Origin of the sequence: Streptomyces sp. NPDC088730 (genome assembly GCF_044751215.1) — a bacterium.
GTDB lineage: Bacteria > Actinomycetota > Actinomycetes > Streptomycetales > Streptomycetaceae > Streptomyces.
Genome location: NZ_JBIVLK010000007.1, coordinates 177,688 through 203,095 on the forward strand (window position 1 = coordinate 177,688; position 25,408 = coordinate 203,095).

Annotated in this window: 19 protein-coding genes; 14 read left to right on the forward strand and 5 right to left on the reverse strand. The window is 71.3% G+C overall.

Annotation, left to right across the window (positions count from 1 at the left end; translation table 11 throughout):
* Positions 1–104 precede the first annotated feature (104 nt).
* Positions 105–1,646, reverse strand: a complete 1,542-nt coding sequence (locus tag ACIP89_RS22290) for an acyl-CoA synthetase (RefSeq protein ID WP_402116319.1) — start codon at positions 1,644–1,646, stop codon at positions 105–107.
* Positions 1,643–2,752 carry an NAD(P)H-dependent flavin oxidoreductase gene (locus ACIP89_RS22295; protein WP_401928375.1) on the reverse strand — a complete coding sequence of 370 codons (1,110 nt, stop codon included), beginning with the start codon at positions 2,750–2,752 and terminating at the stop codon, positions 1,643–1,645. The genes ACIP89_RS22290 and ACIP89_RS22295 overlap by 4 nt, the downstream gene beginning before the upstream one ends.
* A gap of 182 nt (positions 2,753–2,934) precedes the next feature.
* Here ACIP89_RS22295 and ACIP89_RS22300 point away from each other — a divergent pair, with 182 nt between their 5' ends.
* A complete protein-coding gene (locus ACIP89_RS22300; RefSeq protein ID WP_402116321.1) occupies positions 2,935–4,785 on the forward strand; it encodes a serine hydrolase in 1,851 nt (616 codons plus the stop codon).
* 50 nt (positions 4,786–4,835) lie between these two features.
* Here the strand turns inward: ACIP89_RS22300 and ACIP89_RS22305 are convergent, their stop codons facing one another.
* Complete coding sequence (locus tag ACIP89_RS22305; RefSeq protein WP_401929117.1) at positions 4,836–5,864, reverse strand: aldo/keto reductase; 1,029 nt, start codon at positions 5,862–5,864, stop codon at positions 4,836–4,838.
* 122 nt (positions 5,865–5,986) lie between these two features.
* On the opposite strand from ACIP89_RS22305, the gene ACIP89_RS22310 reads away from it, so the two are divergent.
* Both ACIP89_RS22310 and ACIP89_RS22315 read left to right on the forward strand, forming a co-directional pair.
* Entirely contained in the window at positions 5,987–6,610 is a 624-nt protein-coding gene (locus tag ACIP89_RS22310; RefSeq protein WP_402116323.1) for a TetR/AcrR family transcriptional regulator, read from the forward strand.
* Positions 6,611–7,055: 445 nt separating this feature from the next.
* Positions 7,056–8,399 carry an endo-1,4-beta-xylanase gene (locus ACIP89_RS22315; RefSeq protein ID WP_402116503.1) on the forward strand — a complete coding sequence of 448 codons (1,344 nt, stop codon included), beginning with the start codon at positions 7,056–7,058 and terminating at the stop codon, positions 8,397–8,399.
* Positions 8,400–8,502: 103 nt separating this feature from the next.
* Here ACIP89_RS22315 and ACIP89_RS22320 read toward each other — a convergent pair whose 3' ends face one another.
* The gene (locus ACIP89_RS22320; RefSeq protein ID WP_401928362.1) at positions 8,503–9,618 is read right to left on the reverse strand and encodes a LacI family DNA-binding transcriptional regulator; all 1,116 of its coding nucleotides are present in this window, start codon (positions 9,616–9,618) and stop codon (positions 8,503–8,505) included.
* Between the two features lie 225 nt (positions 9,619–9,843).
* On the opposite strand from ACIP89_RS22320, the gene ACIP89_RS22325 reads away from it, so the two are divergent.
* The 11 genes from ACIP89_RS22325 to ACIP89_RS22375 all read left to right on the forward strand — a co-directional run bounded on the left by ACIP89_RS22325 (position 9,844) and on the right by ACIP89_RS22375 (position 23,823).
* Entirely contained in the window at positions 9,844–11,112 is a 1,269-nt protein-coding gene (locus ACIP89_RS22325) for an ABC transporter substrate-binding protein (protein ID WP_401928359.1), read from the forward strand.
* 138 nt (positions 11,113–11,250) lie between these two features.
* Positions 11,251–12,093 carry a carbohydrate ABC transporter permease gene (locus tag ACIP89_RS22330; protein ID WP_401928356.1) on the forward strand — a complete coding sequence of 281 codons (843 nt, stop codon included), beginning with the start codon at positions 11,251–11,253 and terminating at the stop codon, positions 12,091–12,093.
* A complete protein-coding gene (locus ACIP89_RS22335; RefSeq protein WP_402116325.1) occupies positions 12,080–13,003 on the forward strand; it encodes a carbohydrate ABC transporter permease in 924 nt (307 codons plus the stop codon). The genes ACIP89_RS22330 and ACIP89_RS22335 overlap by 14 nt, the downstream gene beginning before the upstream one ends.
* A 45-nt stretch (positions 13,004–13,048) precedes the next feature.
* On the forward strand, positions 13,049–13,813 hold the full coding sequence (locus ACIP89_RS22340; RefSeq protein ID WP_073738935.1) for an SDR family NAD(P)-dependent oxidoreductase: 765 nt from the start codon (positions 13,049–13,051) through the stop codon (positions 13,811–13,813).
* The gene (locus ACIP89_RS22345) at positions 13,801–15,588 is read left to right on the forward strand and encodes a heparinase II/III family protein (protein WP_401929124.1); all 1,788 of its coding nucleotides are present in this window, start codon (positions 13,801–13,803) and stop codon (positions 15,586–15,588) included. The genes ACIP89_RS22340 and ACIP89_RS22345 overlap by 13 nt, the downstream gene beginning before the upstream one ends.
* A 3-nt stretch (positions 15,589–15,591) precedes the next feature.
* Entirely contained in the window at positions 15,592–17,571 is a 1,980-nt protein-coding gene (locus ACIP89_RS22350) for a hypothetical protein (RefSeq protein WP_402116327.1), read from the forward strand.
* Positions 17,572–17,574: 3 nt separating this feature from the next.
* Complete coding sequence (locus tag ACIP89_RS22355) at positions 17,575–18,177, forward strand: hypothetical protein (protein WP_402116328.1); 603 nt, start codon at positions 17,575–17,577, stop codon at positions 18,175–18,177.
* Positions 18,174–19,253 carry a DUF1565 domain-containing protein gene (locus tag ACIP89_RS22360; protein ID WP_402116330.1) on the forward strand — a complete coding sequence of 360 codons (1,080 nt, stop codon included), beginning with the start codon at positions 18,174–18,176 and terminating at the stop codon, positions 19,251–19,253. Before ACIP89_RS22355 ends, ACIP89_RS22360 begins: the two co-directional genes overlap by 4 nt.
* A complete protein-coding gene (locus ACIP89_RS22365) occupies positions 19,241–20,401 on the forward strand; it encodes a GDSL-type esterase/lipase family protein (protein WP_402116332.1) in 1,161 nt (386 codons plus the stop codon). Before ACIP89_RS22360 ends, ACIP89_RS22365 begins: the two co-directional genes overlap by 13 nt.
* A gap of 10 nt (positions 20,402–20,411) precedes the next feature.
* The gene (locus ACIP89_RS22370) at positions 20,412–22,844 is read left to right on the forward strand and encodes a polysaccharide lyase 8 family protein (RefSeq protein ID WP_402116333.1); all 2,433 of its coding nucleotides are present in this window, start codon (positions 20,412–20,414) and stop codon (positions 22,842–22,844) included.
* 4 nt (positions 22,845–22,848) lie between these two features.
* Positions 22,849–23,823: an acetylxylan esterase gene (locus tag ACIP89_RS22375; RefSeq protein WP_401928333.1), complete on the forward strand. Its 975-nt coding sequence runs from the start codon at positions 22,849–22,851 to the stop codon at positions 23,821–23,823.
* A gap of 9 nt (positions 23,824–23,832) precedes the next feature.
* Here the strand turns inward: ACIP89_RS22375 and ACIP89_RS22380 are convergent, their stop codons facing one another.
* On the reverse strand, positions 23,833–25,377 hold the full coding sequence (locus tag ACIP89_RS22380) for a phytoene desaturase family protein (protein ID WP_402116335.1): 1,545 nt from the start codon (positions 25,375–25,377) through the stop codon (positions 23,833–23,835).
* Positions 25,378–25,408: the final 31 nt, after the last annotated feature.

A 25,408-nucleotide genomic window follows, 5' to 3' on the forward strand; every position in this document is an offset into this window, starting at 1 on the left:
TTGGGATGTCCGGGGCGTCCGGCGGGTCCGTTCCGACGGCGGCGGGGAGCGGCGCGACCACGGGCCGGGGCCCGCGCGGCGGGCGGGCCCCGGCCCCCGCCGCGTCAGGTGCGCCCCTCCCAGTACGGCTCACGCAGACGCCGCTTGTACAGCTTGCCGTTGGGGTCGCGGGGCATCGTCGTGATGAAGCCGAGGGTCTTGGGACGCTTGTACCCGGCGAGCCGCTCGGCGCAGTGGCCGAGGATCTCGGCGGCGAGCGCGTCACCCGCCTCGTACCCCTCGGCGGCTTCGACGACCGCCCGGACCTCCTCGCCCCAGTCCGGGTGCGGAATGCCGAAGACCGCGGCGTCCGCGACAGCGGGATGGGTGAGCAGTTCGCCCTCGATCTCGGCGGGGTAGATGTTGACCCCGCCCGAGATGATCATGTCGATCTTCCGGTCGCGGAGGAACAGGTAGCCGTCCTCGTCGAGGATGCCGAGATCGCCCACCGTGAAGAAGTCCCCGATGCGGTTCTTCCGGGTCTTGCCCTCGTCCTTGTGATAGCTGAAGCCGCCGGTGCTCATCTTCATGTAGACGGTGCCGAGCTCGCCCGGTGCGAGGCGGTTGCCCTCGTCGTCGAAGACCGCGAGTTCGCTGATCGGCCAGGCCCGGCCGACCGTGCCCGGCTTCCGCAGCCAGTCCTCCGCGGTGGCGAAGGCGCCGCCGCCCTCGCTGGCCGCGTAGTACTCCTCGACACACTGGCCCCACCAGTCGATCATGGCGCGTTTGACGTGGTCGGGGCAGGGGGCCGCCCCGTGGATGGCGTGGCGCATCGCCGTGACGTCGTAACCCCGCTTCACCTCGTCGGGGAGGGCGAGGAGTCGGTGGAACTGGGTGGGGACCATGTGGGTGTGGGTGCAGCGGTGGGTGTCCATCGCCCGCAGCATCTCCTCGGGCGACCACTTGTCCATCAGGACCAGCGGGTGGCCGATGTGCAGAGCGGCTCCCGCGAACTGGAGCACCGCGGTGTGGTAGAGCGGTGAGCAGACCAGGTGGACGTTGCCGTCGAACGGTTTGATGCCGAAGATGCCGAGGAAGCCGCCGAGATAGGTCTCCTCCGGAAGCTTTCCGGGCAGCGGGCGGCGGATGCCGCGCGGCCGCCCCGTGGTGCCGGAGGTGTAGTTCATGACCCAGCCGAGGGTGCGTCCCCCGGGGGGCGATACCGGCCGGTTCTCCAGCAGTTCGGCGTACGGGCGGAAGCCCTCGACCTCGCCGACGCCGTAGCGGTGGCTGGTGGGCAGTTTCGCCTCGTCGGCGGCGGCCGTCGCGGCGTCCGTGAAACGCTCGTGGGCGATGAGCACCTTGGCGCCGGAGTCGGAGACGATCCAGGCGATCTCGGGGCCCATCAGGTGGTGGTTGACCGGGACGAGGTAGAAGCCGGCCTGCGAGGCGGCGAGGTAGGCGGTGAGGAACTCGACGCCGTTGGGCAGCACGACGGCGAAGGAGTCGCCCTCCTCCAGGCCTGCGGCGCGCAGTCCGTGGACCATCCGGTTGGCGTCGGCGTGCAGCCGGCCGGCCGGCCACTTCTCGCCGTCGGGTGCGATCAGGATCGTACGGTCGGGGTCGGCGGTGGCCTGGGCCCAGAAGCCGTTGGGCGGCTGGTTCATGAGGTGCTCCGTCCGGCTATGCGGTTGATCCGGTCCACGGCGCGTTCAAAGCCCCGGGTGAGGTCGTCGAAGACGGCCTGCACGCTGCGCTCGGTGTTCATCCGGCCGACGATCTGGCCGACGGGGGTACCGAGCAGGGCGCCCGTCTCGTACTTCTGGATCCGCGAGACGGCCTCGGCCACCAGGAGTCCCTGGAGCGGCATGGGCAGCGGGCCGGGGCCCGCCGGGTCGTCCCAGGCGTCGGTCCATTCGGTACGCAGCTGGCGCGCGGGTTTTCCGGTGAGGGCGCGGGAGCGAACGGTGTCGCCGGAGCCCGCGGCGAGGAGTTTCGCGGTCAGGGCGCGGGAGTGCATGTCGGCCTCCTCCGTGGTGAGCCAGAGCGAGCCGAGCCAGACGCCCTGGGCGCCGAGGGCGAGCCCGGCGGCGACCTGTTCGCCGCTGCCTATGCCTCCGGCGGCGAGGACCGGGAGCGGGCCCACCGCGTCCACGACGTCCGGGACGAGGACCATGGAGGCGATCTCCCCGGTGTGGCCGCCCGCCTCGTAGCCCTGGGCGACGACGACATCGATGCCGGCGTCCGCGTGGTGCCGGGCGTGCCGGGCGCTGCCGGCGAGGGCGGCGACGAGCACGTCCTGCTCGTGGGCGCGGGCGATGACGTCGGCGGGCGGTGATCCCAGTGCGTTGGCGAGCAGCTTGATGGGGTAGCCGAACGCGACGTCGAGCTGGTTGCGGGCGACCTCCTCCATCCAGCCGGTGATGCGCCAGCCGGAGGCCTCGCCCTCGGCGAGTTCGGGGACGCCGTGCTTGGTGAGGGTGTCCTGGACGAACTGCCGGTGTCCGGCCGGGATCATCGCCTCGACATCGGCCTCGCTGACACCCTCCACCTTCTTCGCGGGCATCACGACGTCGAGGCCGTAGGGCTTGCCGTCGGTGTGTTCCTGCATCCAGTCGAGGTCGCGTGCGAGTTCGTCGGGGGCGGTGTAGCGGACCGCTCCGAGCACACCGAATCCGCCGGCCCGGGTGATCGCCGCGGCCACCGCGGGGAACGGCGTGAAGCCGAAGATGGCGTGCTCGATCCCCAGTTTCTTGCTCAGCTCCGTCTCCATGGGCGGCAGGATGCCGCAGTCGGACAGCCGAAGGAAGAGCTTTTCTGATGCAGTGTCAGATTCTTTGTGGCCCCAGGGGCCTACGGGGCGGCGGGGGGTGACAGTACCCTCTGGTCCGGCAGGAAGTTTCAAGGTCGGAAGAGATTTCGAAAGTTACTTTCACGCATGGGAAGGGGTTCCGGATGACCGAGGACACGGCGGGCGGGGGCATCAGCCGGCGGAGGCTGGGCGGTGGGATGCTGGCCCTGGGCGGAGCACTCGCCCTGGCGCCGATTCCGTTCGCGGAGGCGGCGTCCGCAACGGAGCCGGAGGCGGGGGCGTCGGACATGCGCGCAGGAACCGCGGCGGGATCGCCGTCCGGGCAGCACCGGCCGACGCTGCGGCGTGGCTCCGCCGCGCGGGCCGGGCTGCTCCAGGAGCCGCTGGACCGGCTCGTCACCGAGGCCGAGAGGTATCTCGGCGACTCCCCCGAGCACCCCTGGTACGCGGGCGCGGTGCTGCTCGCCGGGCGGGGCGGGACGGTCGCGCTGCACCGGCCGATCGGCAAGGCGGTGCGCTATGCGGCGTACGACGAGAAGACCGACACCGGGGTGGAGTTCCCGCCGGAGCAGCAGATCGCCATGGCCGAGGACACGGTCTTCGACCTGGCGTCGGTGTCGAAGCTTTTCACCTCCATCCTGGCCGTGCAGCAGATCGAACGGGGCAGGCTGGAGCTGGAGGCGACGGTCGCCTCGTACCTCCCCGACTTCGCCGGCGGCGGCAAGCAGGACATCACGATCCGTCAGCTGCTCACCCACACCTCGGGCTTCCGCGCCTGGATTCCGCTCTACTCGGCGCCGACCAGGGCGGGGAAGCTGGCGCTGATCTGGAACGAGGTGCCGGCCAGCCCGCCGGGCACGGCATACCTCTACTCCGACCTCAACCTGATCTCGCTGCAGCTGGTGCTGGAGAAGATCACCGGCCGCACCCAGGACGTCCTGCTCCGCGAGCAGATCACCGCTCCGCTCGGGATGCACCGCACCCGCTACAACCCGCCCGCCTCCTGGCGGCCGAAGATCGCCGCGACCGAGGACGAGCGGCCGCCGTGGTCCGGCCTCGACCGAGGGCTCGTCTGGGGCGAGGTGCACGACGAGAACGCGTACAGCCTCGACGGCGTCGCCGGTCACGCCGGGGTCTTCTCCTGCGCCTGGGACCTGGCGGTCCTCGCCCGCACACTCCTCAACGGCGGGGTCTACGGACGCGCGAGGATCCTCTCCGCCCACTCGGTGGACCTGCTGTTCACCGACTTCAACACCGCGTTCCCCGGTGACGCGCACGGCCTCGGCTTCGAGCTCTACCAGCACTGGTACATGGGGGCGATGGCCACCCCGCGCACCGCGGGCCACACCGGGTTCACCGGCACCAGTCTGGTCCTGGACCCGACGACGGACTCATTCCTGATCGTGCTCGGCAACTCGGTCCACCCGGTGCGCGACTGGCGCTCCGGCAGCGCGCCGCGCGTCGCCACCGCCAACCAGCTGGCGCGCGCCGTCGCGGTCCCGCCCGCGCGGGGCCGTACGGCCTGGTTCTCCGGCCTGGCCAGTGCGTCATCGGCCACCCTGGCGCTCCCGCCGCTGCCCCTCACCTCGTCGCGCGCCCGGCTGAGCTGCGCGCTGTGGTGGGACACCGAGCCGGACTCCGACTTCCTGTTCCTGGAGGGCTCCTCGGACTCCGGGACGAGCTGGCGGCCGGTGCCCTTCAGTACCGTTCCGGCGCCGCAGGACCGGCGGCCCCGGCCGGAACCCCATCCGGCCGGCTCCGTCTCCGGCTGGTCGGGCCGGGTCTGGCACCGGCTGGACGCGGACCTGTCGGCCTGGCACGGCACCGAGCTGCGGCTGAGGTGGCGGTACGCCACGGACCAGCTGTACGTCGGCCGCGGGGTCTACGTCGACGCGATCCGGGTCGAGGACGGCGGCCGCACGGTCTTCGACGAGGGCCGGGCGGGCGACGCCCACCGCATCGAGGCGAACGGCTGGGCCCCCTCGGCGAACTGATCCCGGTGCGGCCCGCGGCCCGCACCGGGTGCGGGCCGCGGCCGGCCGGATCAGGCGGCGGAGCGCTCGCCGGGCACGCGCCGGCGCAGCGCGGCCTGCCCGATGGCGGGCGGGTCGTAGGCCATGTCGAGCATCCCGACGTCGGTTCCGGGCGGCACGATGGCGTCGATCCGGTCGAAGACCTCGTCGGTGAGCACGGTCCCCTCACCGGCGAGCAGGTCGTCGAGGTGCTCCATGGTGCGCGGGCCGATGATCGCCGAGGTGACGCCGGGGTGAGCGATGGCGAAGGCCATCGCCAGGTGGGTCAGGGACATACCCGCCTCCTGGGCCACCGGGATGAGCTGTTCGACCGTGTCGAGCCGGCGCTCGTCGCTCAGGTGCCTGTAACCGCGGGCCGCCCGGACGCTGTCGGTTCCGGCGCCCTTGCGGAAGCGGCCGGTGAGCAGCCCCTGCGCGAGCGGGCTCCAGACCATGGCGCCCATGCCGTAGCGCTCGCAGACGGGCAGCACCTCGCGTTCGATCCCCCGGTTGAGGATCGAGTACGGCGGCTGCTCGGTGCGGAAGCGCTCCAGGCCGCGCCGCTCGGCCGCCCACTGCGCCTGGACGATGTCCGACGCGGGGAAGGTGGAGGAGCCGATGGCGCGGACCTTGCCCGCGCGCACCAGGTCGGTGAGGGCGGAGAGGGTCTCCTCCACGTCGGTGTCCGGTGCAGGCCGGTGGACCTGGAAGAGATCTACGTGGTCGGTGCCCAGCCTGCGCAGGGAGTCCTCCAGCGCCCGGATCAGCCAGCGCCGGGAATTGCCCTGCTGGTTGGGGTCGTCCCCCATCGGGAGGTGGGCCTTGGTGGCCAGCACCACGGTGTCACGGCGGCCCTTGAGCGCCTTTCCGACGATCTCCTCGGACTCACCGCGCGAGTAGGCGTCGGCGGTGTCGACGAAGTTGATCCCCGCGTCCAGCGCCTTGTGGATGATCCGGACGGATTCGTCGTGATCGCGGTTGCCCGCGGCACCGAACATCATCGCGCCGAGGCAGTACGGGCTGACCTTGATGCCGGTTCGGCCCAGTGTGCGGTAGTTCATGGTTCTCCTCGTACCTTGACCGGTGCCCGGCAGAGCGCACTCGGGCGCTACGCTTGGACAACCGGAACAGCGTTCGACCTAGAACGATACGGAACAGTGTTCCGCTTAGCAAGGGGAGCGTCGTGCACGAGGACACAGACCGGGAGACCGGCGCCGGCACAACAGGGGTGCCGCCCGGCAAGCGCCTGCGCGCTGACGCGCGGCGCAGCACCGACGCCCTGCTGACGGCGGCCGCGGAGGTCTTCGCCACCTCGGGGGTCGACGCACCCGTACGTCAGATCACCGCCAAGGCCGGCGTGGGCGCCGGCACCCTCTACCGGCACTTCCCCCAGCGCTCCGACCTCATCGCCGCGGTCTTCCGCAACGAGGTCGATGCCTGCGCCGACGCCGCGGAACCCCTCTCGGCGCGGTACGAGCCGGCCGAGGCGCTCGCCGCGTGGCTGCAGCGCTTCGCGGTCTTCATCGGCACGAAGCGCGGGCTGGGCGCCGCCCTCCACTCGGGCGACCGGGCCTACGACAGCCTGCCCGATTACTTCCAGCAGCGATTCGTACCCGTACTCGGCGCACTCCTGGACACGGCGGCGCGAGCGGGCGAGATCCGCTCCGACATCGGTCCGGACGATCTGCTGCGCGCCACGGGCAACCTGGCCATGCCCGCCCACGACGACGGGGAGGACCACACCCAGCGAATGGTCGCGCTGCTCGTCGACGGGCTGCGCTACGGCGCCCGGCCCCGGGGGAATTGACCGAAGATTTTTTCTGCTTCGAAACATTTCGCTGCGGAGGCACCCGAATTCCGGGCCACACCTCACGCACAGCGATCATGCACGAGTGAAATCGCAGGTCGGCCGCGACAGACGTGAACACATTCCGCAGTCGCGACCAGCTTCCACCAATTCGGCCGGACAATATTTCGGAGTGCTTTCGTAACGCTCGGATGCGAATGTACCCATCCGTCCCCCCGCTCAAGCGTAAGCACGCTGCGAGAGACTCCATAGAGCCAGGTCACAGCCGTATATCGCGATGCATGGACGATTAATCCGTTCGAAATATTTCGGAAATGCGGCGTTGACGCATCTTTCCGGCGCGCGCATACTCTCCCTCGCTCCCCGCACCACCCGATCAACCGGAAGAAGGTGTTGGAAAGTGATCCTCAATCCCCCAACCGGTGGAGAATCCGCGCGCCGGCCGCTGCGCTCCCGGGCACGAAGAGCATTCACCCTCGCCACGGCGGGAGTTCTCACAGTGGCCGGAGTCCTGTCGCTGGCGGGCACGGCCGACGCCGCGACCTCACTCGGCTCCTCGGCAGCCGCAAAGGGCAGGTACTTCGGCACCGCGGTCGCGGCGAACCACCTCGGCGAGTCCGCCTACGCCTCGACGCTGGACACCGAGTTCACCATGGTGACGCCCGAGAACGAGATGAAATGGGACGCGGTCGAGCCCGCCCGCAACTCGTTCGGTTTCGGTTCCGCGGACCAGATCGTGAGCCACGCGCAGGGCAAGGGCATGAAGGTCCGCGGTCACACCCTGGTCTGGTACTCCCAGTTGCCCGGCTGGGTCGGCGGGCTCGGCACCGACGATCTGCGCTCGGCGATGAACAACCACATCACCAAGGTGATGGACCACTACAAGGGGAGGATCTACGCCTGGGACGTCGTCAACGAGGCTTTCCAGGACGGCGGCAGCGGGGCCCGGCGCAGCTCGCCCTTCCAGGACAGGCTGGGCAACGGCTACATCGAGGAAGCCTTCCGCACCGCACGCGCCGCCGACTCCGGCGCCAAGCTCTGCTACAACGACTACAACACCGACGGGCAGAACGCGAAGAGCGACGCGGTCTACGCCATGGTGAAGGACTTCAAGCAGCGCGGTGTGCCCATCGACTGCGTAGGCTTCCAGTCGCACTTCAACAGCAACTCACCCGTCCCGGGCGACTACCGGGCCAACCTGCAGCGCTTCGCCGATCTCGGTGTCGACGTCCAGATCACCGAACTGGACATCGAGGGCTCGGGTTCGGCACAGGCCGCCGACTACACCAAGGTCGTCAACGCGTGCCTGGCCGTGTCGCGCTGTGCGGGAATGACCGTCTGGGGCGTCACCGACAAGTACTCGTGGCGCAGCGGCGGCACTCCGCTGCTGTTCGACGGCGACTACGCCAAGAAGCCCGCGTACACCGCGGTACTGACCTCGCTCGGCGGCTCCGGCGGTGGTGGTGACGGCGGAACCGGTGGCGCCACCTGCACGGCCACGTACGCCAGGACCGACTCCTGGGGCGACCGGTTCAACGGACAGGTGACGGTGCGGGCGGGGAACTCCGCGATCAGCGGCTGGACGGTACCGGTCACGGTGACGGCACCGCAGAAGGTCTCCGCCACCTGGAACGGCACCCCGTCCTGGGACGGCAGCGGCAACGTGATGACCATGCGGCCCAACGGCAACGGGAACCTTGCCGCCGGGGCCTCCGTGTCCTTCGGGTTCACCGTCATGACGAACGGCAACACCTCGGCGCCCGCCGTCGGCGCCTGTACCGCCTCCTGAGATCCGCGTTTCCGGGGCGCGGCGGCCGTTCGACGGCCCCTTCCCGGACGCCCGCGCGGGGGCACGCCCGTGGGGCGGTGTCCTCGCGCGCGCCGTCGCCCGGTCAGCCGCGCGCCCCCGCCGCCGGAGCCGCCTGCTCACCGATGCGCGCCCGGTTCACCGGCACCACCGCCACGTCGGGTGCCTGCGCGGTCGACTTCCGTACGACGAGCCTCGGCCGGATCAGCAGCGAACGCCCCGCGACCGGCGCGGAGTCGATGCGTGCGCGCAGCTGCTGAAACGTCTCGGCGGCCATCTCCGGCAGCGGCTGGCGGACCGTGGTGAGCGGCGGCTCGAAGAGGTCGGCGAGCAGGATGTCGTCGAACCCGACCACGGAGACATCCTGTCCGGCGCTCCGTCCGGCGTCCTTCGCACCCCGGCAGATCCCGATCGCGCACATGTCGTTGATGGCGACGAACGCGGTGGGCGGTCGCGGCCGGCCGAGGAGCTCGCGAGCGGCGTTGCGGCCCAGTTCCGCGGCGTCCTTGTCACCGAACTCGGCGGTGTCCGCGCCGGGCCAGACGATCGCGTCGGCGGGGTCGAGGCCGGCCGACTCCAGGGCGGACCGGAACCCGCGCAGCCGCTCGCGGCGGTTGACACTGTTGACCGAGCCGGAGACGAACGCCAGCCTGCGGTGCCCCAGCTCAAGCAGGTGCCGGGTGGCCAGCTCGGCGCCCATCGCGTTGTCGACGCTGATGGAGGACAGCGAGGGAGGGTCGCCCGCCTGGGCGGTGCGGTCGAACGCGACCATCTTCAGGCCGCGTCCGAGCAGCGGTGCGACGTGGTCGAGCGAGGGCAGTGAGGAGCAGAGCACCACGCCGCTCACCCCGTCGGCCAGCAGTTCCTCGCTGTACTTGAGCTCGCGGGCCGGGTCGCGCTCGCTGTTGCAGAGCAGTACGTGGTAGCCGTCGGCCAGCGCGATGGCCTCCAGCTCGCGGGCGAGCGACCCCCAGAAGGGGTTGGCGACGGACGGCACGATCAGGCCGATGACCTTGATCCGGCCGGTGCGCAGCATCCGCGCCGCACGGTTGGGCCGGTAGCTGAGCTGCTCGATCACCTGCTCCACACGGGCCAGGGTGGCCGCCTGCATACGGTCCGTACGCCCGTTGAGGACGTTCGACACGGTGCTCGCGGATACCCCCGCGGCCTCCGCGACCTGATGGATCGTTACCCCGCTCATGCCACCTCCGGTTCGGAACGCGTTCAGCCAGACTAGTGTACCGATTTACTGAACTCTCTTCACCGGTACACCTGTTAACTTCCCTGAAAATTGTTGTGCATCAGCTGTTGACGCGCCTCTCGCGGCGTTCCTAGTCTCAGTGCATCGATTTACCAGCGCTTCCCAGCCATGGCCGGGTTGCCATCGCTGGATCGATCCACTGCCTCCACCTCAAAAGGGGTGCCCATGGAACTCAAACGACGGTCGCTGCTCGCCGCCATCGGCGCCGGTACCGCCGCGGCCGCACTCTCCGGCTGCGGCACCGGCTCCTCCGCGGCCGGCTCCGCCGACGGTCCCGCCGAGGGCGAGATCACGCTGCTCACCCCGATCTACGAGGGCGCCGACGGCAAGACGCTGTTGGAGAAGCAGATCCTCGGCGGCTTCCGGAAGAAGTACCCGGACGTCAAGGTCAACGTGGACTACACCACGTACGCGCAGCTCAACGAGAAGATCACCACGGGACTCGCGGGCGGCCTGCTGCCCGACGTGCTGATGATGGGCGTGGGCTGGATCCCGCCGTTCGCGGCCAAGAAGGCGATAGCCCCGCTGCCCGAGAAGTTCGCCACCGCCCACGACTACGAGAAGCGGGTGCTGGAGCCCTCCCGCTACGACGGCAAGCTGTACGCGCTGCCGGTGGTGCTGGACACCCGCATCGTCGTCTACCGCAAGGACCACTTCGCCGAGGCGGGCATCAAGAAGACACCGGCCAACTGGGCGGAGCTGCGGGCCATCGCCAAGCAGCTGACGAAGGGCGGCCGGATCGGTTTCGACCCGTTCTCCATCGATCTGCGGCAGTGCTGGGAGACCTTCCTCTTCGCCAACGGCGGCCAGCTGTTCAGCGAGGACGGCAAGAAGGTGCTGTTCACCGACAGCCGGGGTGTCGAGGCGCTGCAGTTCTTCAAGGACCTGTCGAAGGACGGTTCCGCCGACTACACGAAGAAGACGGACGCCGGTGCACCGTCGAACGTCCAGACCGGCAAGGCGTCGATGATGATGACGACCAGCGCGCTGTGGGAGCAGTGCCGCGAGCAGTCGCCGGACCTCCTCAAGGACGACAAGCTCGGCTGCTTCGTCCTCGCCAACCGCAGGCCGGCGATGCTCCAGGGCGGCACCCTGGTCTCCCAGTCGGCGACTTCCAAGCACCCCTCGGCGGCCCGTGCGCTGGTCGAGTACCTCTCCACCCCGGAGTCGATCCTGGGCGCGGCCAAGCAGCGCGGTTCCGTGCCGGGGCTCAAGGACCTCAACGAATCCGGCTATGTGAAGGAGAACAAGTTCGTCGATCTGTCGCTGCGGAACATGAGCGCCGCGCGCTCGGAGGGCGGCACGGCCGCGTGGATGGAGATCCGCGAGAAGATCAAGCCGACCCTTGAGCCCGCGATCGTGGGCGGACAGTCCGCGAAGGACGCCATCGCGGAACTCGGCCGGCTGGCCGAGTCCGCCATCGGCCGGATGTGAGGCGTCACTGTGGGAGCTGTATCCGTACTGAAGGCACGGCCCGCGCGGCCTCCTTCCCCGACTGAGCACAGCGCACCGCCGACCCGGCGGTCGCGCAGGACCGCGACGGGCCCCGGGCGTCGCAGGCGACGGGCCGGCATGCTCATGGTGGCACCCGCCCTGCTGCACGCCTCCCTCTGGATCGGGCTGCCGGTCATCGCCGCGGTCGTACTGGCCTTCACCAAGTACGACGTGCTGACACCGCCGCAGTTCGTGGGGTTCGACAACTTCCGGGACATGCTGGACGACGCGGTCTTCCGCAAGTCCATCGTGAACACCGTCATCTACACCTTCTTCACCGTGCCGTTCGGCATGGCGCTGGGGCTGCTGACGGCGCTCGCCCTGCACACGGGGCTGAAGGCGCGGGGTGTCTTCCGCACCGCGATCTTCCTGCCGCAGGTCACCGCGACGGTGGCCATCGCCCTGGTCTGGCTGTGGATCTACAACCCGGGCAACGGGCTGTTCAACACGCTGTTGTCGTTCGTCGGCATCCAGGGCCCGGCCTGGCTCTCCTCCACCTCATGGGCGATGCCGTCGGTGATCCTGGTCGGCATCTGGCAGGGCATCGGCATGAAGATGCTCATCTACTTGGCCGCGCTGCAGTCCCTGCCGAAGGAGCTGTACGAAGCGGCCTCCGTGGACGGCGCCTCGAAGGTCCGGCAGTTCTTCTCGATCACGCTGCCGCTGCTGAAGCCGGCGACGTTCTTCGTGCTCATCACCTCGATGATCAACGCGTTCCAGTCCTTCGACCAGATCTACATCCTGACCGACGGCGGACCGGCCAACAGCACCACGATGATGACGTATGAGATCTACAAGTCCGCCTTCCGGGAGTTCCGCGTCGGCTACGCCTGCGCCCAGTCCCTGGTGCTGTTCGTCCTGCTGATGGGCTTCACCCTGGTCAACCGGCGGATCATGGGAGGCACCCGTGGCCACAGCTGAGCCGCTCAAGTCCGGGGCCCTGCGTACGCCCCGGCCCGCCGCGAAGGTCGGCCGCCGTCCGGCCGGCCGGATCGCGCTCTTCCTGACGCTCTGCGTCGTCTCGCTGCTGATGGTCGTGCCGTTCGTCTGGATGGTGCTGACCTCGCTCAAGACACCCGTGGAGATCGCGTCGCAGGACGCCGGACTGCTGCCGGAGCACTGGGAGTTCGGCAACTACGCCGACGCGCTGAAGGCCGCGCCCTTCGCCACGTACGCCCGCAACAGCTTCATCATCGCGTTCAGCCACACCCTCATCAACGTCCTGGTGGCGTCGATGGCGGGGTACTCACTGGCCCGGATCAGGTTCCGGGGCAGCGAGGTCATCTTCTACCTGTTCATCGCGGCGCTGATGATCCCGACGTACACCAAGGTGCTGCCGGAGTTCCTGATCGTCCGCTTCATGCCGCTGGCCGGTGGCAACGACCTCTTCGGCCAGGGCGGCAGCGGCTGGCTGGACTCCTGGTGGGCGCTCATCGTGCCCGGCGCGGTCACCCCGTTCGCCGTCTTCCTCTTCCGGCAGTTCTACCTGGACCTTCCGGTGGAACTGGAGGAGGCCGCCCGGCTCGACGGGCTCGGGGAGTTCCGGATCTACTCCAGGATCATGTCCCCGCAGGTCAAGCCGGCCTTCATCACCGTGGCGCTGCTGACCTTCGAGTCCTCCTGGAACAACTTCCTGTGGCCGTTGCTGGTGACCCATTCGGACAACCTCCGGGTGATCCAGGTCGGGCTCTCCGTCTTCAAGACCGAGAACGGCACCCAGTGGCACTTCCTGATGGCGGGCACCACGCTCGCCACGCTGCCCATGGTCGTTCTCTTCCTCATCGGCCAGCGCTATTTCGTGCAGGGCTTCGCAACCGCCGGTCTCAAGTGACCGGTCCCGGTCCCGAGTGACCGGATACCGAAAGGTTTACCCCCCATGTCTGCTGATCTCCAAGGTTCCCGCGCGCTGGTGACCGGAGCGGGCCACGGCATCGGCCGTGCCATCGCCGTCGCCCTCGCGGAGGCCGGTGCCGATGTCGCCGTCCACTACCACTCCTCCGCGGAGGAGGCCGCGAAGACGGTCTCCGAGATCGAGGCGCTGGGCCGCCGGGCCAAGGCGTTCCAGGCCGATGTGACGGTGACGTCCGAGGTGGACCGCTTCGTCGAGGAGGCCACCGGATTCCTCGGCGGCCTGGACGTCCTGGTCTGCAACGCCGGCCATCTGATCGGCCGGGAGAAGATCGCCGAGATGTCGGACGACCACTTCGACCAGGTCATCTCGACCAATCTGACCTCGACGTTCCGCACCGTGCGGGCCGCCCTGCCGCATCTCACGAAGTCGTCGGCCGGGCGCGTCATCACCATGGCCTCGCTGGCCGCGCACAACGGCGGCGGTCCCGGATCGGTCGCCTACGCGGCGGCCAAGGCCGGAGTCGTCGGCTTCACCAAGGGCCTGGCCAAGGAGCTCGGCGGCACCGGCATCACGGTGAACGCCGTGGCGCCGGGCTTCATCAAGGGCACCGCCTTCCACGACACGTTCACCGCGCCCCAGGCGCAGCAGGCGATGGAGGCGGGCATCCCGGTGGGCCGGGCCGGCACTCCGCAGGACGTCGGCTCCGCCGTCGTCCACCTCGCGTCACCCGCGTCCGGCTTCCTGACCGCCACCACGGTGGACATCGACGGTGGCGTGTGGCCGCGTTGAGGCGGATCGCCCGGGAGCGGGGCGGCTGGTGGCACGCGTACGTGTGCCCGGCGCACGGGGTGGAGCTGGACCACGGCGATGTGCTCGGCGGGGTGTTCCCCGAGGGCGGCGCGCGCTGCGCGTACGGCTGCCGGGTGGACGACGCGGCGGTGCGCGGCGCCTGGCTGGTGCTGTCGCACCAGGCGTGGGCGCGGCACCTGCGGGTGCTCGCCCACCGCGGCGAGCGGGCGGAGGCGGTGGCCCGGCTCGTCGAGTACGCGGGCCTGTACGAGGAGCTGGCCACCGCGCAGCACGGCGAGGCGCAGGGCTGGATGCTGCGCGGCCGGCTCTTCCACCAGGCGCTGACCGACGCGATCTGGGCGGTGAACATCGGCCACGCGGTCAGCACGCTCGCCGAGCACGGCACGGATGATCTGGCCGGGGTGCTGCCGCTGCTGGACGCGCTGGAGCGGGCGGCCCTGGACGCCCGGGACGTGCTGACCGGAAAGGGGCAGCTCGCCTCGAACTACACCGCGTGGCTCAACGCGGCGGGGGTGGCCGCCGGTCGCGGCGCCGCTGCGGCGCGCGGGCAGGAGTGGGACGGCGGCAAGGAGTGGCTGGAGGGCGAGCACGGCCTGTACGCGCATCTGCGGGTCGCGGTCGCGCAGGACGGCTGGGAGTGGGAGGGCAGCACCTACTACCACGGGTTCGTGCTGCGGGCGGCGCTGCTCGCGCTCCGGGGGACCGATCCGGCGGCCGTCCCGGCCGATGTGGTGGATGTGCTGGCCGGGATGACGGACGTGCTGGCGGCGATCGCGACACCGGGCGGCATTCTGCCGGCCCTGCACGACGGTCCGTACCTGCGCGCCCCGCTGGCCCTGGAGTGGCTCGAACTGGTGGCACTGGCACAGCAGTTGGTTCCCTCCGCCGCGCTGGAAGCGGTGGCCGGACGGGCCCGTGCCGAGCTCGGTGACGCGGACGACGGTCTCGACCGGGAGCTGGGCGGCTGGTTCGCCGGCCCGCCGCTGCCGGAGCGGGCCGCGCCCGGTGCGCTGACGGTGTTCGGGGCGGCGGGTTACGGGGTGCTGCGGGTCGCGGGCATCCACGCGCTGCTGGACTTCGGCCCGCACGGCGGTTCGCACGGCCACCGGGACAAGTTGTCTCTTTATCTCTACGGCGATACGACCCCGTGGCAGCCCGACCCCGGCCAGGTCCCCTACGCCCACGCCGAGTTCCGTGATCTGTACGCGTCGACCGAGGCGCATCCGGCGTTCCGGGTGGACGGCGCGGAGCAGGCCGAGTGCACGGGCACGCTGCTGGGCTCGGACGACCGCTCGGTGACCGCGGAGGTGACCACCGCGTACGAGGGGGTGCGCGCGGTCCGCCGGATCGTGGCGGGCGAGGGCTTCCTGGTGGACCTGCTGACCGTGACCGCCGGGGAGGACCGGCGCATCACCGCGCAGCTGCGCCCCGGTACCGCCCTGGACGTCCAGTCCCAGGGGACCGGCCCGGTGCGCACCACCTGGTACGGCGACGAGACGCTGCACGGCTGGCACACGCACCTCGCCGGGGTGCCGGTGCGCCCGGTGAGCACGCCGGGTCCCGGCCCGGCCGACGACCCCCAGCGGGTGCGGACCCGGGTCGACTTCACCGCCGTCACCGACCGGGTCACCTTCGCCTCGGTGTACCAGGCCGGGTCCGCCGGTCCCGCCGTCACCGACGTGACGCTGGCGCGGGACGGGCTGACGGTCCGGCTCGCGGACGGCAGCACCACACGGTTCCGATCGGAGGACTGACCCTTGTTGCTCTCGGCGACCCCGCCGGCGGGCCCGCGCCCCGCGCAGGAGGCCCGGCTGTACGAGGAGGCTGCCCGTCACCGCGGGCTGACCCCGCCCCGTACGCACCCGCTGGCCAGCATCACCTGGCTGGGCCCCGCGGCCTCCAACCCGGCCCTCGCCTACCGCGTCGGCGGCGATCCGGTCCATCTGGCGGAGAGCCTGCGCTGGATCGAGGCCGCGGTGCGGCTGCCCCACTGGGGCAAGGCCCATATGCCGGACCACGACCTGGACGCCGGCTGGCTGCTGCACCACCTGGCCCTCGCGTACAGGTGGATCGGTGACGAACTGCCGGACGGGGTACGGGCGCTGCTGCGGTACAAGCTGCTGCTCCAGGGGCGGCGGATGTACGAGTACGCGGTGGCGAGCGAGGGCAGCTGGTGGTCGTCCTCCTACTGGCAGAACCACAACTGGATCTGCTACGCGGGACTGGCGACGGCCGGGTACGTGCTGGGCAAGGAGGAGTGGACGGAGCGTGCCAGGGAGAATCTCGGGACCGTGCTCGACCTGATGCCGCAGGACGGCTCGCACGCGGAGGGCGTCGTGTACTGGCGCTACGGCGTGCCCTTCCTCGCCGTCCACCTGGACCTCCTGAAGGAGGCGGAGGACATCGACTGGTGGGATCGCGGCGGGTTCATGTCCCACACGTTCCGCTACCGGCTGCACCAGACCGCGCCCGGCTTCGCGTTCAACGTCGACCACGGTGACTGCCACGACCGGCGCAGCGGCCACAGTGCCGGGCTCTACTACCGCCTCGGTGCGCAGTACGGCATCCCGGAGGCCCAGTGGATGGGCGATCTGGCCTCGGGCGAGCTGCTGTGGAAGGAGGCGGCCGAGAGCGGTGTACGGCCGGGGATCCTGCCGGAGGCCTACCTCGAATACCTCTGGTACGACCCGTCCGTGGAGGCCGCGAGGCCCACCGAGACCCGGGCGTTCTTCCCGGACCTGGGGCTGCTGGCCGCGCGTACCGGCTGGGACGACGACGCCACCCTGGTCTCGTTCAAGGCGAGCCCCGGCGGGGGCCACCGGGCCTGGGAGACGGCCGCGAAACACCGGGCGGAACACGGCTGGGAGACTCTCAACCAGGGTCACCACCACCCCGATTCCGGCTCGTTCGTCCTGGTCTCGCAGGGCGCGTTCCTCGCGGTGGACGAGGGCTACAGCAACCGCAAGAAGGCCGCGCACCACAATCTGCTGCTGGTGGACGGGCAGGGGTACGCGGACGAGGACCGGTACCACGTGTACCGGGACATCCCCTTCGAACGGCAGGCCAGGCAGCGCGATGTGCTGCTCTCCCCCGACTGCGGATGGGCGCACGCGACGGCGGAGATCGCCGCGATGTACGACCCCGCGCTCGGGGTGCGGAGGCTGGACCGGACGCTGGTCTTCACCCCGTCGGGCCGGCTGGTGCTGCTGGACCTCGCAGAGGCGGACGAGGCCCGTGAGTGGACGTTCCTGCTCCAGACCGACGGGCCCACGGAGGGGCTGCCCGACGGCAGCAGGGTGATCCGGTCGGGGGACGCCTCCGCGCGGGTGCGGCAGTTCGCGCCCACCGACGGCCGGACCGTCAGCGAGGTCACCGAGGTCGTGGCCAATCCGACGTCCAGCACGCCGGAGCTGAGCCTTACCCGGACGCTGCACACACTCCGTTCGACGACCGCCAGGTCCGCCGAGGGGCTGTTCCTCACGGCGATCGGCCCGCTGACGGGGGCGGACGCCGCGCAGGTCCGCTGCGCGGCGGGGCACGGAGTGACGTTCGGTACGGAGACCGTGCTGCTCTCCCCCGTCGCCCGCCGGATCCGTACCGAAGGCGTCAGCGCCGACGCGGCGGCCGTCCTGCTCACCCCGGACGGCGCCCCGTACGTGGTGGCGGCCACCAGGCTCGAACTGGACGGCGAGGCCGTCCTCGACGTGCCGGAACCGTACACAGGAAAGGTCGGCTGACCCATGCAGGCAACTCTCTCGTCCAGCTGGCCGACGCTGCTCCGGCGGCTGGAGTTCGTGGCCTACCCGGCCGCCGCCGGGGCCGCGTTCGTGGTGCTGTCGCTGGGGGTGGTTACCTGGCTGCCCGCGCTCGCCGCGATGGCGCACGGCCTCCAGCGGTGGCGGGCCGAGGGAGACAGCCACTGCTTCGCCAACACCTTCGCCTCCTTCCCCCGGTACTGGCGCTCCCTGTGGCGGCACGGGCTGGCCTCCACGGCCGCGGCGGCCGTACTGAGCGCCAACATCGTCTACCTGCTCGGCCGTCCGGAGCCGTGGACATTCGTCCTGCTCGCCACCCAGGCGGGCATCGCGGCCGCCCTGGTCATCCACCATGTGGCGCTCGCGGCCGAGGCCGGCCGGGCACCCGGCGGAACCCTTCGCGACTGGACCCGGGGCGCGCTGGCGCTCGGTTTCGGCTCGGCCGCCCGGGGCACCGCCCTGCTCGGCGCGGTGGTCTCCGCCGTACTGCTCTCTCTCGTCGTACCGCTGGGGCCGCTGCTTCTCGGCCCCAGCATCCCCGTACTGCTCGCTCTGTCCTTCGCCGATCCCAGGAGGCACACCTCATGAGCCACGCACTGCGCACCACCCTCGTCGCCGCGCTCGCGGTCGGTACCCCGTTCGCCCTCGCCCCGTCCTCAGTGGCCGCTACGGCCGCGACCTCGTACTACGTGTCGCCGTCCGGCAGCGACACCAACTCCGGTACGTCGGCGGGGTCCCCGCTCGCCACCATCCAGAAGGCGGTCGACCTGGCGCCGACGGGCGCGGTGGTGAACCTCGCGGCAGGCACGTACAAGCAGGATGTCGTGACCAAACGCGCCGGGGTCACCCTCACGGGACCGTCGAACGCGGTGGTGAAGGGCGCCGGCGACACCCGGATCATCCAGGTGCGGCACGACTCGACGACCCTGAGCGGATTCACCGTGGACGGGCTGCACGGCTCGTCCACCGATGTGTCGGGGTACCGCCTCAAGCTCATCTATGTCATGAGCACGACTCCCGGTAACGGGGTGGGCGGTCTGCGCATCACCGGCATGACCCTGAAGAACGCGGCGGACGAATGCCTGCGGGTGCGCTACCTGGTGACCGGCGCCGAGATCTCCGGCAACACGATCACGGACTGCGGTGTCGCGGACTTCAAGTTCGGCGGCGGCGGCAAGAACGGCGAGGGCATCTACCTCGGCACGGCCCCGGAGCAGCAGGGCGCGAACGGCGCCCCCGACGCGGCACCCGACATCAGCCGCGACAACCGCATCCACCACAACACCATCGCCACCCGGGGCAACGAGTGCGTCGACGTGAAGGAGAACTCGACCAACAACTACGTCGAGTACAACGACTGCAGCCAGCAGCAGGATCCCAGCTCCGGCGGGCTCGACGCACGCGGCAGCGGCAACATATTCCGCTACAACACCATCCACGACAACGTCGGCTCGGGCATCCGGCTCGGCGGTGACACCGCCACCGACGGCACCGCCACCAGCGTCTACGGCAACACCATCACCGGCAACGCGGGCGGCGGCATCAAGTTCATGCGCACCCCGCAGGGCCCCGTCTGCACCAACACGATGAGCGGGAACACCGGCGGCGACGCGGTCGGCACCTACGGCAGCGAGTACACCCCGACCGGCGCGTGCCCGCAGTGAGCGGCCGGGGGCCCGCGAGACGCGGGGTACTGACGGCCGCGGCCGGACTGGCCGCCGTCGCGGTGGCGGCGCCCGGTGCGCATGCCGCCGGAGGCACGGACGGCGACGCGCGCCGCGCACGCTGGACGACATCCTGGGCGACGGCTCAGACCGCGCCGACCGGCACCGACCCGGTGGCGAGCGCCGGGCTGACCGGCGGCACCTTCACCGCACACGTCCGGCTGTCGGCCGGCGGGCAGGTGCGGCTGCGCTACGGGCACGCCTTCGGCGCGGCACCCGTGCTGATCGGCCCGGTGACCGCGGGCGGCAGGCCCGTGACGTTCGGCGGGCAGCGGCAGGCGTGGCTCGCCGCCGGCGCCTCGCTGACCAGTGACGCGGTCGCCGGCCTGCGGGCGGCGGAGGGCTCCCTGCTGACCGTACGCACCGGACTGCCGGGTCCCACCGGGCCGTTGTCCTTCCACCGCAACACCCATGCCTCGCACGACGTCGACGGGGAGCGCACCACTTCGGTGTACCTGCTGACCGGTGTCGAGGTGACGGGCGCGCACGGGCCGGTGGTCGCGGTGCTCGGCGACTCCATCGCGGAGGGCGTCGGCACACCGGACGACTCCGGCCTGCGCTGGCCCGATCAGCTGGCCAGGAGGCTGCCCGGCTCCGCGGTCGCGGATCTCGGGATCAGCGGCAACCGGTTGCTGCTGGACGACGCCCGGTTCGGCCCCGGCGGACAGGCCAGGTTCGACCGCGATGTGCTGTCGCTGCCCGGACTGCGCACCGTCCTGGTCCACCTCGGCGTCAACGACCTCCAGCAGCCGCCGAGCCAGTCGGACCCCGCGCTCGTCCTGGCCGGCTACCGGCAGCTGGTGCTGCGCTCACGGGACGCCGGACTGCGGGCCGTCGGCGCGACCATCGCCCCGTTCGGGGGCTGGACCCGCTGGACGCCCGAGCTGGAGACGGCGCGGCTGCGGATCAACGCGGCGGTGCGGACCGGCCGCGTCTTCGACGCCGTGGCCGACTTCGACGCGGCGCTGCGGGACCCGGACCACCCGGAGCGGCTGCGGTCCGCGTACGACAGCGGCGACGGGCTCCACCCCAACCCTTCCGGCCATGCGGCGCTCGCCGCGGCCGTCGACCGCCGACACCTACTGTGAGGGCAGCGCCATGAACCCAGGCACCACCCCGGGCACCAACGGCACCACCACCCGCCGCACCGTCCTGGCGGGCGCGGCGGCCCTCGGCGCGGCCGCCGCCCTGCCGCTCGTACTCCCGGCGGGCAGCGCGCGGGCCGCCGCCCCGGACCCGGCCGACGACGCCGCCTCGCTGCGCACCCGGTGGCACACCCTGCTCACCGGCGGTCCCGGTCTCGACCTGACGGACCCCCGGATCGCCGCCGCCGTGGCCCGGATCGGCAAGGCCGCGACGACCTCCGCCAAGGGCCTGGACCCCTCGCGTACCGACGGGCTGTTCCCGGACCTGACGAGCACCACGCTCTCCAACCACGTCACCACCTCGTTCAAGCGGCTCGCCACGGTCGCGACCGCCTGGGCCGTACCCGGCACCCCGCAGTACGGCGACACCGCCTTGCGCGATCTGCTGCTCGCGGGCATCGACTGGATGCTGGCCAACCGCTACGGCGCCGAGCACACCCGCTTCGACAACGACTGGGACTGGGAGATCGGCTCCGCGCTCGCGCTCAACGACGCGACGGTGCTGCTGTACGACGCGCTGGGCGCGGAGCGGCTCGCCCGGATCACCGCGGCCGTCCTGCACTACACGCCCGACCCGAACCTGTGGCGGGCCGACCGGCAGATCGCGACCGGCGCCAACCGGGTGTGGATCTCCACCGTCGTCGCCGTGAACGCGGTGCTGCGCGACAGCGGGGACGACCTGGCCCGGGTCCGTGACGCTCTTTCGGACGTCGAGGGTTCGGGCGCCAACAGCGTCCTCGCGTACAACGACGCGAGCGCGGCGGCCGAGGGCACCGGCGAGGGCTTCTACTCCGACGGCTCGTTCCTCCAGCACTACAAGCACCCGTACAACGGCGGCTACGGCAAGGAGCTGCTCAACAACCTCTCCCGGCTGCTGAACCTGCTGGCCGGTACGGCGTGGACGGTCACCGATCCCGACCTGGACAACGTCCGCGGCTGGGTCGACGAGGGCTTCGATCCGCTGCTGGCACGCGGCGACGTGATGGCGTCGGTGTGCGGGCGCGAGATCGCCCGCCCGAGCAAGCAGGGCCACGTCTCGGCGCAGACGGTGATCGAGGCGGTGGTCCGGCTGATCCCGGGCTTCCCCGGCGAGACCGCGGACCGGTTCACCGCCCTGGTCAAGCAGTGGATCGCCGAGGACACCTACCGGGACTTCCTCGCCGTCACCGACCTCGCCTCGCTCGTGGCCGCCCGGCAGGTCATCGCCTCGCCGGTACCGGCGCGCGGTCCGCTGGTCGCCCACAAGCAGCATCCCAGGATGGACAAGGCGGCCCACCACCGCCCCTCGTTCGCGCTCGGCATCTCCGCGTACTCGTCCCGGATCTACAACTACGAGTCGATCCAGAACGAGAACCTGCACGCCTGGCACCTCTCCGACGGCATGGTGCTCCTCTACACGGACGACCTCGGCCACTACAGCGAGGACTACTGGCCGACCGTCGACCCGGCGCGGCTGCCCGGCACCACGGTCATCGCGGGCCGGCCCGCCGACGCGGCGGGGCAGCGCACCACCAGCACCGCCGACTGGGCGGGCGGCGCCGCGCTGCCGGGCACGACGCTCGGCGCGTACGGCATGGAGCTCCGGGCGTTCGGCAGTTCGCTGCGGGCCCTGAAGAGCTGGTTCTGCCTGGACGACGTCATCGCGTGCGTCGGTTCGGGCATCACCGCCGACGCCGGTACGGCCGAGACGGTCGTGGAGAACCGCAAGCTGCGCGACCCGGCGGCGGCCCTGCTCGTGAACGGCGAGGCCGTCCCCTCTGACACCGGCTGGTCGGCGCGGCTGGACGGGGTGCGGTGGCTGCACGTCGCCGGGACCGGCGGATACGTCTTCCCGGAGCCCGTCACCGTGCACGGGGTGCGCGAGGACCGGACCGCGACCTGGCGCGAGATCAACCTCAAGTACGGCACGGACACCTCCGTGACCCGCCCCTATCTGACGCTGTGGCAGGACCACGGAACCGCACCGGGCGGGGCCGGCTACTTCTGGCTGCAGGCTCCGGCGGCGTCCGCCGAGCGCACGGAGCAGTGGTCGTCCGCGCCCCCGGTGACCCTGGTCGCGGACTCCACCGCCGTGCACGCGGTACGCCGCGGCGCGGACGGACTGCTCGCCGCGAACTTCTGGACGGCGGGCACCGCGCAGGAGCTCACCGCGGACGGTCCGGCCTCGGTCCTGGTGCGGCCCGAGGGGAAGACGGTGACCGTCGCCCTCTCCGACCCGACCCAGCTGCGGTCCTCCGTCGTGCTGGACCTGGCGCTGCGGGGGCTGACCGTGGTCTCCGCAGACCCGGGGGTGAGCGCCGCACCGTCCGGCAGCGGCATCCGGATCACCGCCGACACCGCCGGGCGCCACGGCGCAACCCTCAACCTCACCCTGAAGAGGAGCTAGATCCTTGCTGTTCGACATGCCACTGGACCGGCTGCGCGACTACCGGCCGGAGCCGGAGGAGCCGGCCGACTTCGACGCCTTCTGGGAGAAGACCCTCGCCGAGACGTCCAGGCACCGGCTGGACGCCGGGTTCGTCCCGTACGACGCCGGATTCGCCACCGTGGACGTCTTCGACGTGACGTTCACCGGCTGGGGCGGCCAGCCGGTGAAGGCGTGGCTGATGCTGCCCAGGGCCCGCTCCGGTCCGCTGCCCGCCGTGGTGCAGTACATCGGCTACAACGGCGGCCGGGGCATCCCGTACTCCTGGCTCACCTGGAGCGCCCTGGGCTACGCGCACCTGATCATGGACAACCGGGGGCAGGGCGGCGGCGGCAAGAACACCGCCGACACGGTGGACATCGGACCCGACGGCAACGGCTCCTCCTCCCCCGGCTTCCTCACCCGGGGCATCGAGGACCCCTACCGGCACTACTACCGCCGGCTCATCACCGACGCGGTGCGGGCGGTCGACGCCGTGAAGGCGCACGAGGCGGTGGACGCCTCACGGGTGGCGGTGCTCGGCGGCAGCCAGGGCGGCGGCCTCGCACTCGCCGTGGCCGGGCTCCGGGACGATGTCGTGGCCACCGTCGCCGATGTGCCGTTCCTCTGCCACTACCGGCGCGCCTCGCAGATCACGGACACGGGTCCGTACGCGGAGATCGCGCGCTGGCTGTCCGGGCACCGGTTCCGGATCGACGAGGCGATGGAGACCCTGTCCTACTTCGACGGGGTGAACTTTGCGGCGCGGGCCACCGCCCCGGCGTGGTTCTCGGTGGGGCTGATGGACAAGGTCTGCCCGTCGTCCACGGTGTTCGCCGCCTACCACCGCTACGCGGGTCCGGCCGAGATCGAGGTGTTCACGTACAACGGCCACGAGGGCGGCGCGGAGTACGACCTGCCGCGCAAGATCGCGGCCCTGCGCGGCGTGTTCGGGCGGTAGCGGTAGCGGTCACCGGCCCAGCGCCGCCATCGCGGCGTTGTGGCCTGGGACCCCGCTGACGCCGCCACCGCGCACCGCGCCGGCCCCGCACAGCAGGATGTTCGGGTGCGCGGTCTCCACGCCCCAGCGGCCGGTCGCCTCTGTGGCGTACGGGAAGGAGAGGTCCCGGTGGAAGATGTGGCCACCGGGCAGCCGCAGCTCCTGCTCCAGGTCCAGCGGGGTCTTCGCCTCGATGCAGGGCTCACCGTTCCCGTCGAGGGCCAGGCAGTCCGCGATCGGCTCCTCCAGGTGCGCGTCGAGTTCCGCGAGGGTGGCCTTCAGCAGGGCCGCACGCGTCGCCCCGTTGTCCGCGGCGAAGAGCCGGGCCGGGGTGTGCAGGCCGAAGAGGGTCAGGGTCTGGTAGCCGCGGGCGGCGAGATCCGGACCGAGGACCGAGGGGTCCGTCAGCGAGTGGCAGTAGATCTCGGAGGGCGGGGCGGCGTGCAGCCGGCCCGCCGCCGCGTCCCGGTACGCGTCGGCCAGCTGCCCGTATCCCTCCGCGATGTGGAAGGTCCCGGCGAACGCCTCACGCGGGTCCACCGAGCGGTCGCGCAGCCGGGGCAGCCGGGTGAGCAGCATGTTCACCTTCAGCTGCGCGCCCTCGGCCGGCTCCGGCGGCTCGTCCCCGAGGAGCGCCGCGAGTGCCTGGGGCGAGGCGTTGACCAGGACGCGGCGGGCGCCGACGGTCCGCTCGCCGCCGTCCGACCGTACCGTCACCTCGGCGTGCGTCCCGTCGGTGCCGATGCGGATCGCCTCGTGGCCGGTGCGGATGTGGGCCCCGGCCGCGCGTGCCGCCGCCGCGAGGGCGTCGGTGAGCGCGCCCATGCCGCCGACCGGCACGTCCCAGTCGCCGGTACCGCCGCCGATGACGTGGTAGAGGAAGCAGCGGTTCTGGAGCAGTGAGGGATCGTGCGCGTCCGCGAAGGTGCCGATCAGTGCGTCGGTGAGCACGACGCCGCGTACCAGGTCGTCGTCGAAGTTCTCCTCGACGGCGACGCCGATGGGCTCCTCGAAGAGCATCCGCCAGGCATCCGCGTCACCGATCCGCTCCCGCAGCGCGTCGCGGGCCGGCAGCGGCTCCGTGAGGGTGGGAAAGACCCGCTCCGCGACCTGCCCGGTACGGCGGTAGAACCGCTGCCACGCCGCGTACTCCCGGTCCGAGCCGGTGAGCGCGGCGAAGGACTCACGGGTGCCGTCGCCGCCGACGAGCAGTCCGGTGGCGCGCCCGTCGCGGACGGCCGGGGTGTACGAGGAGACGGTCCGTTTGCGTACGGCGAAGCCGAGGCCGAGCTCCCGGACGATCTTCGGCGGCAGCAGGGACACCAGGTACGAGTAGCGCGACAGCCGGGCGTCGACGCCCGCGAAGGGGCGGGTCGAGACGGCCGCTCCCCCGGTGGTGCCCAGGCGTTCCAGGACCAGGACGGACTGCCCGGAACGGGCGAGGTAGGCGGCGGCGACGAGACCGTTGTGGCCGCCCCCCACGATGACCGCGTCATAGCTGTCGGATACAGGCATGGCTCTTGGTAGCACGGACGACGGCCGCGGA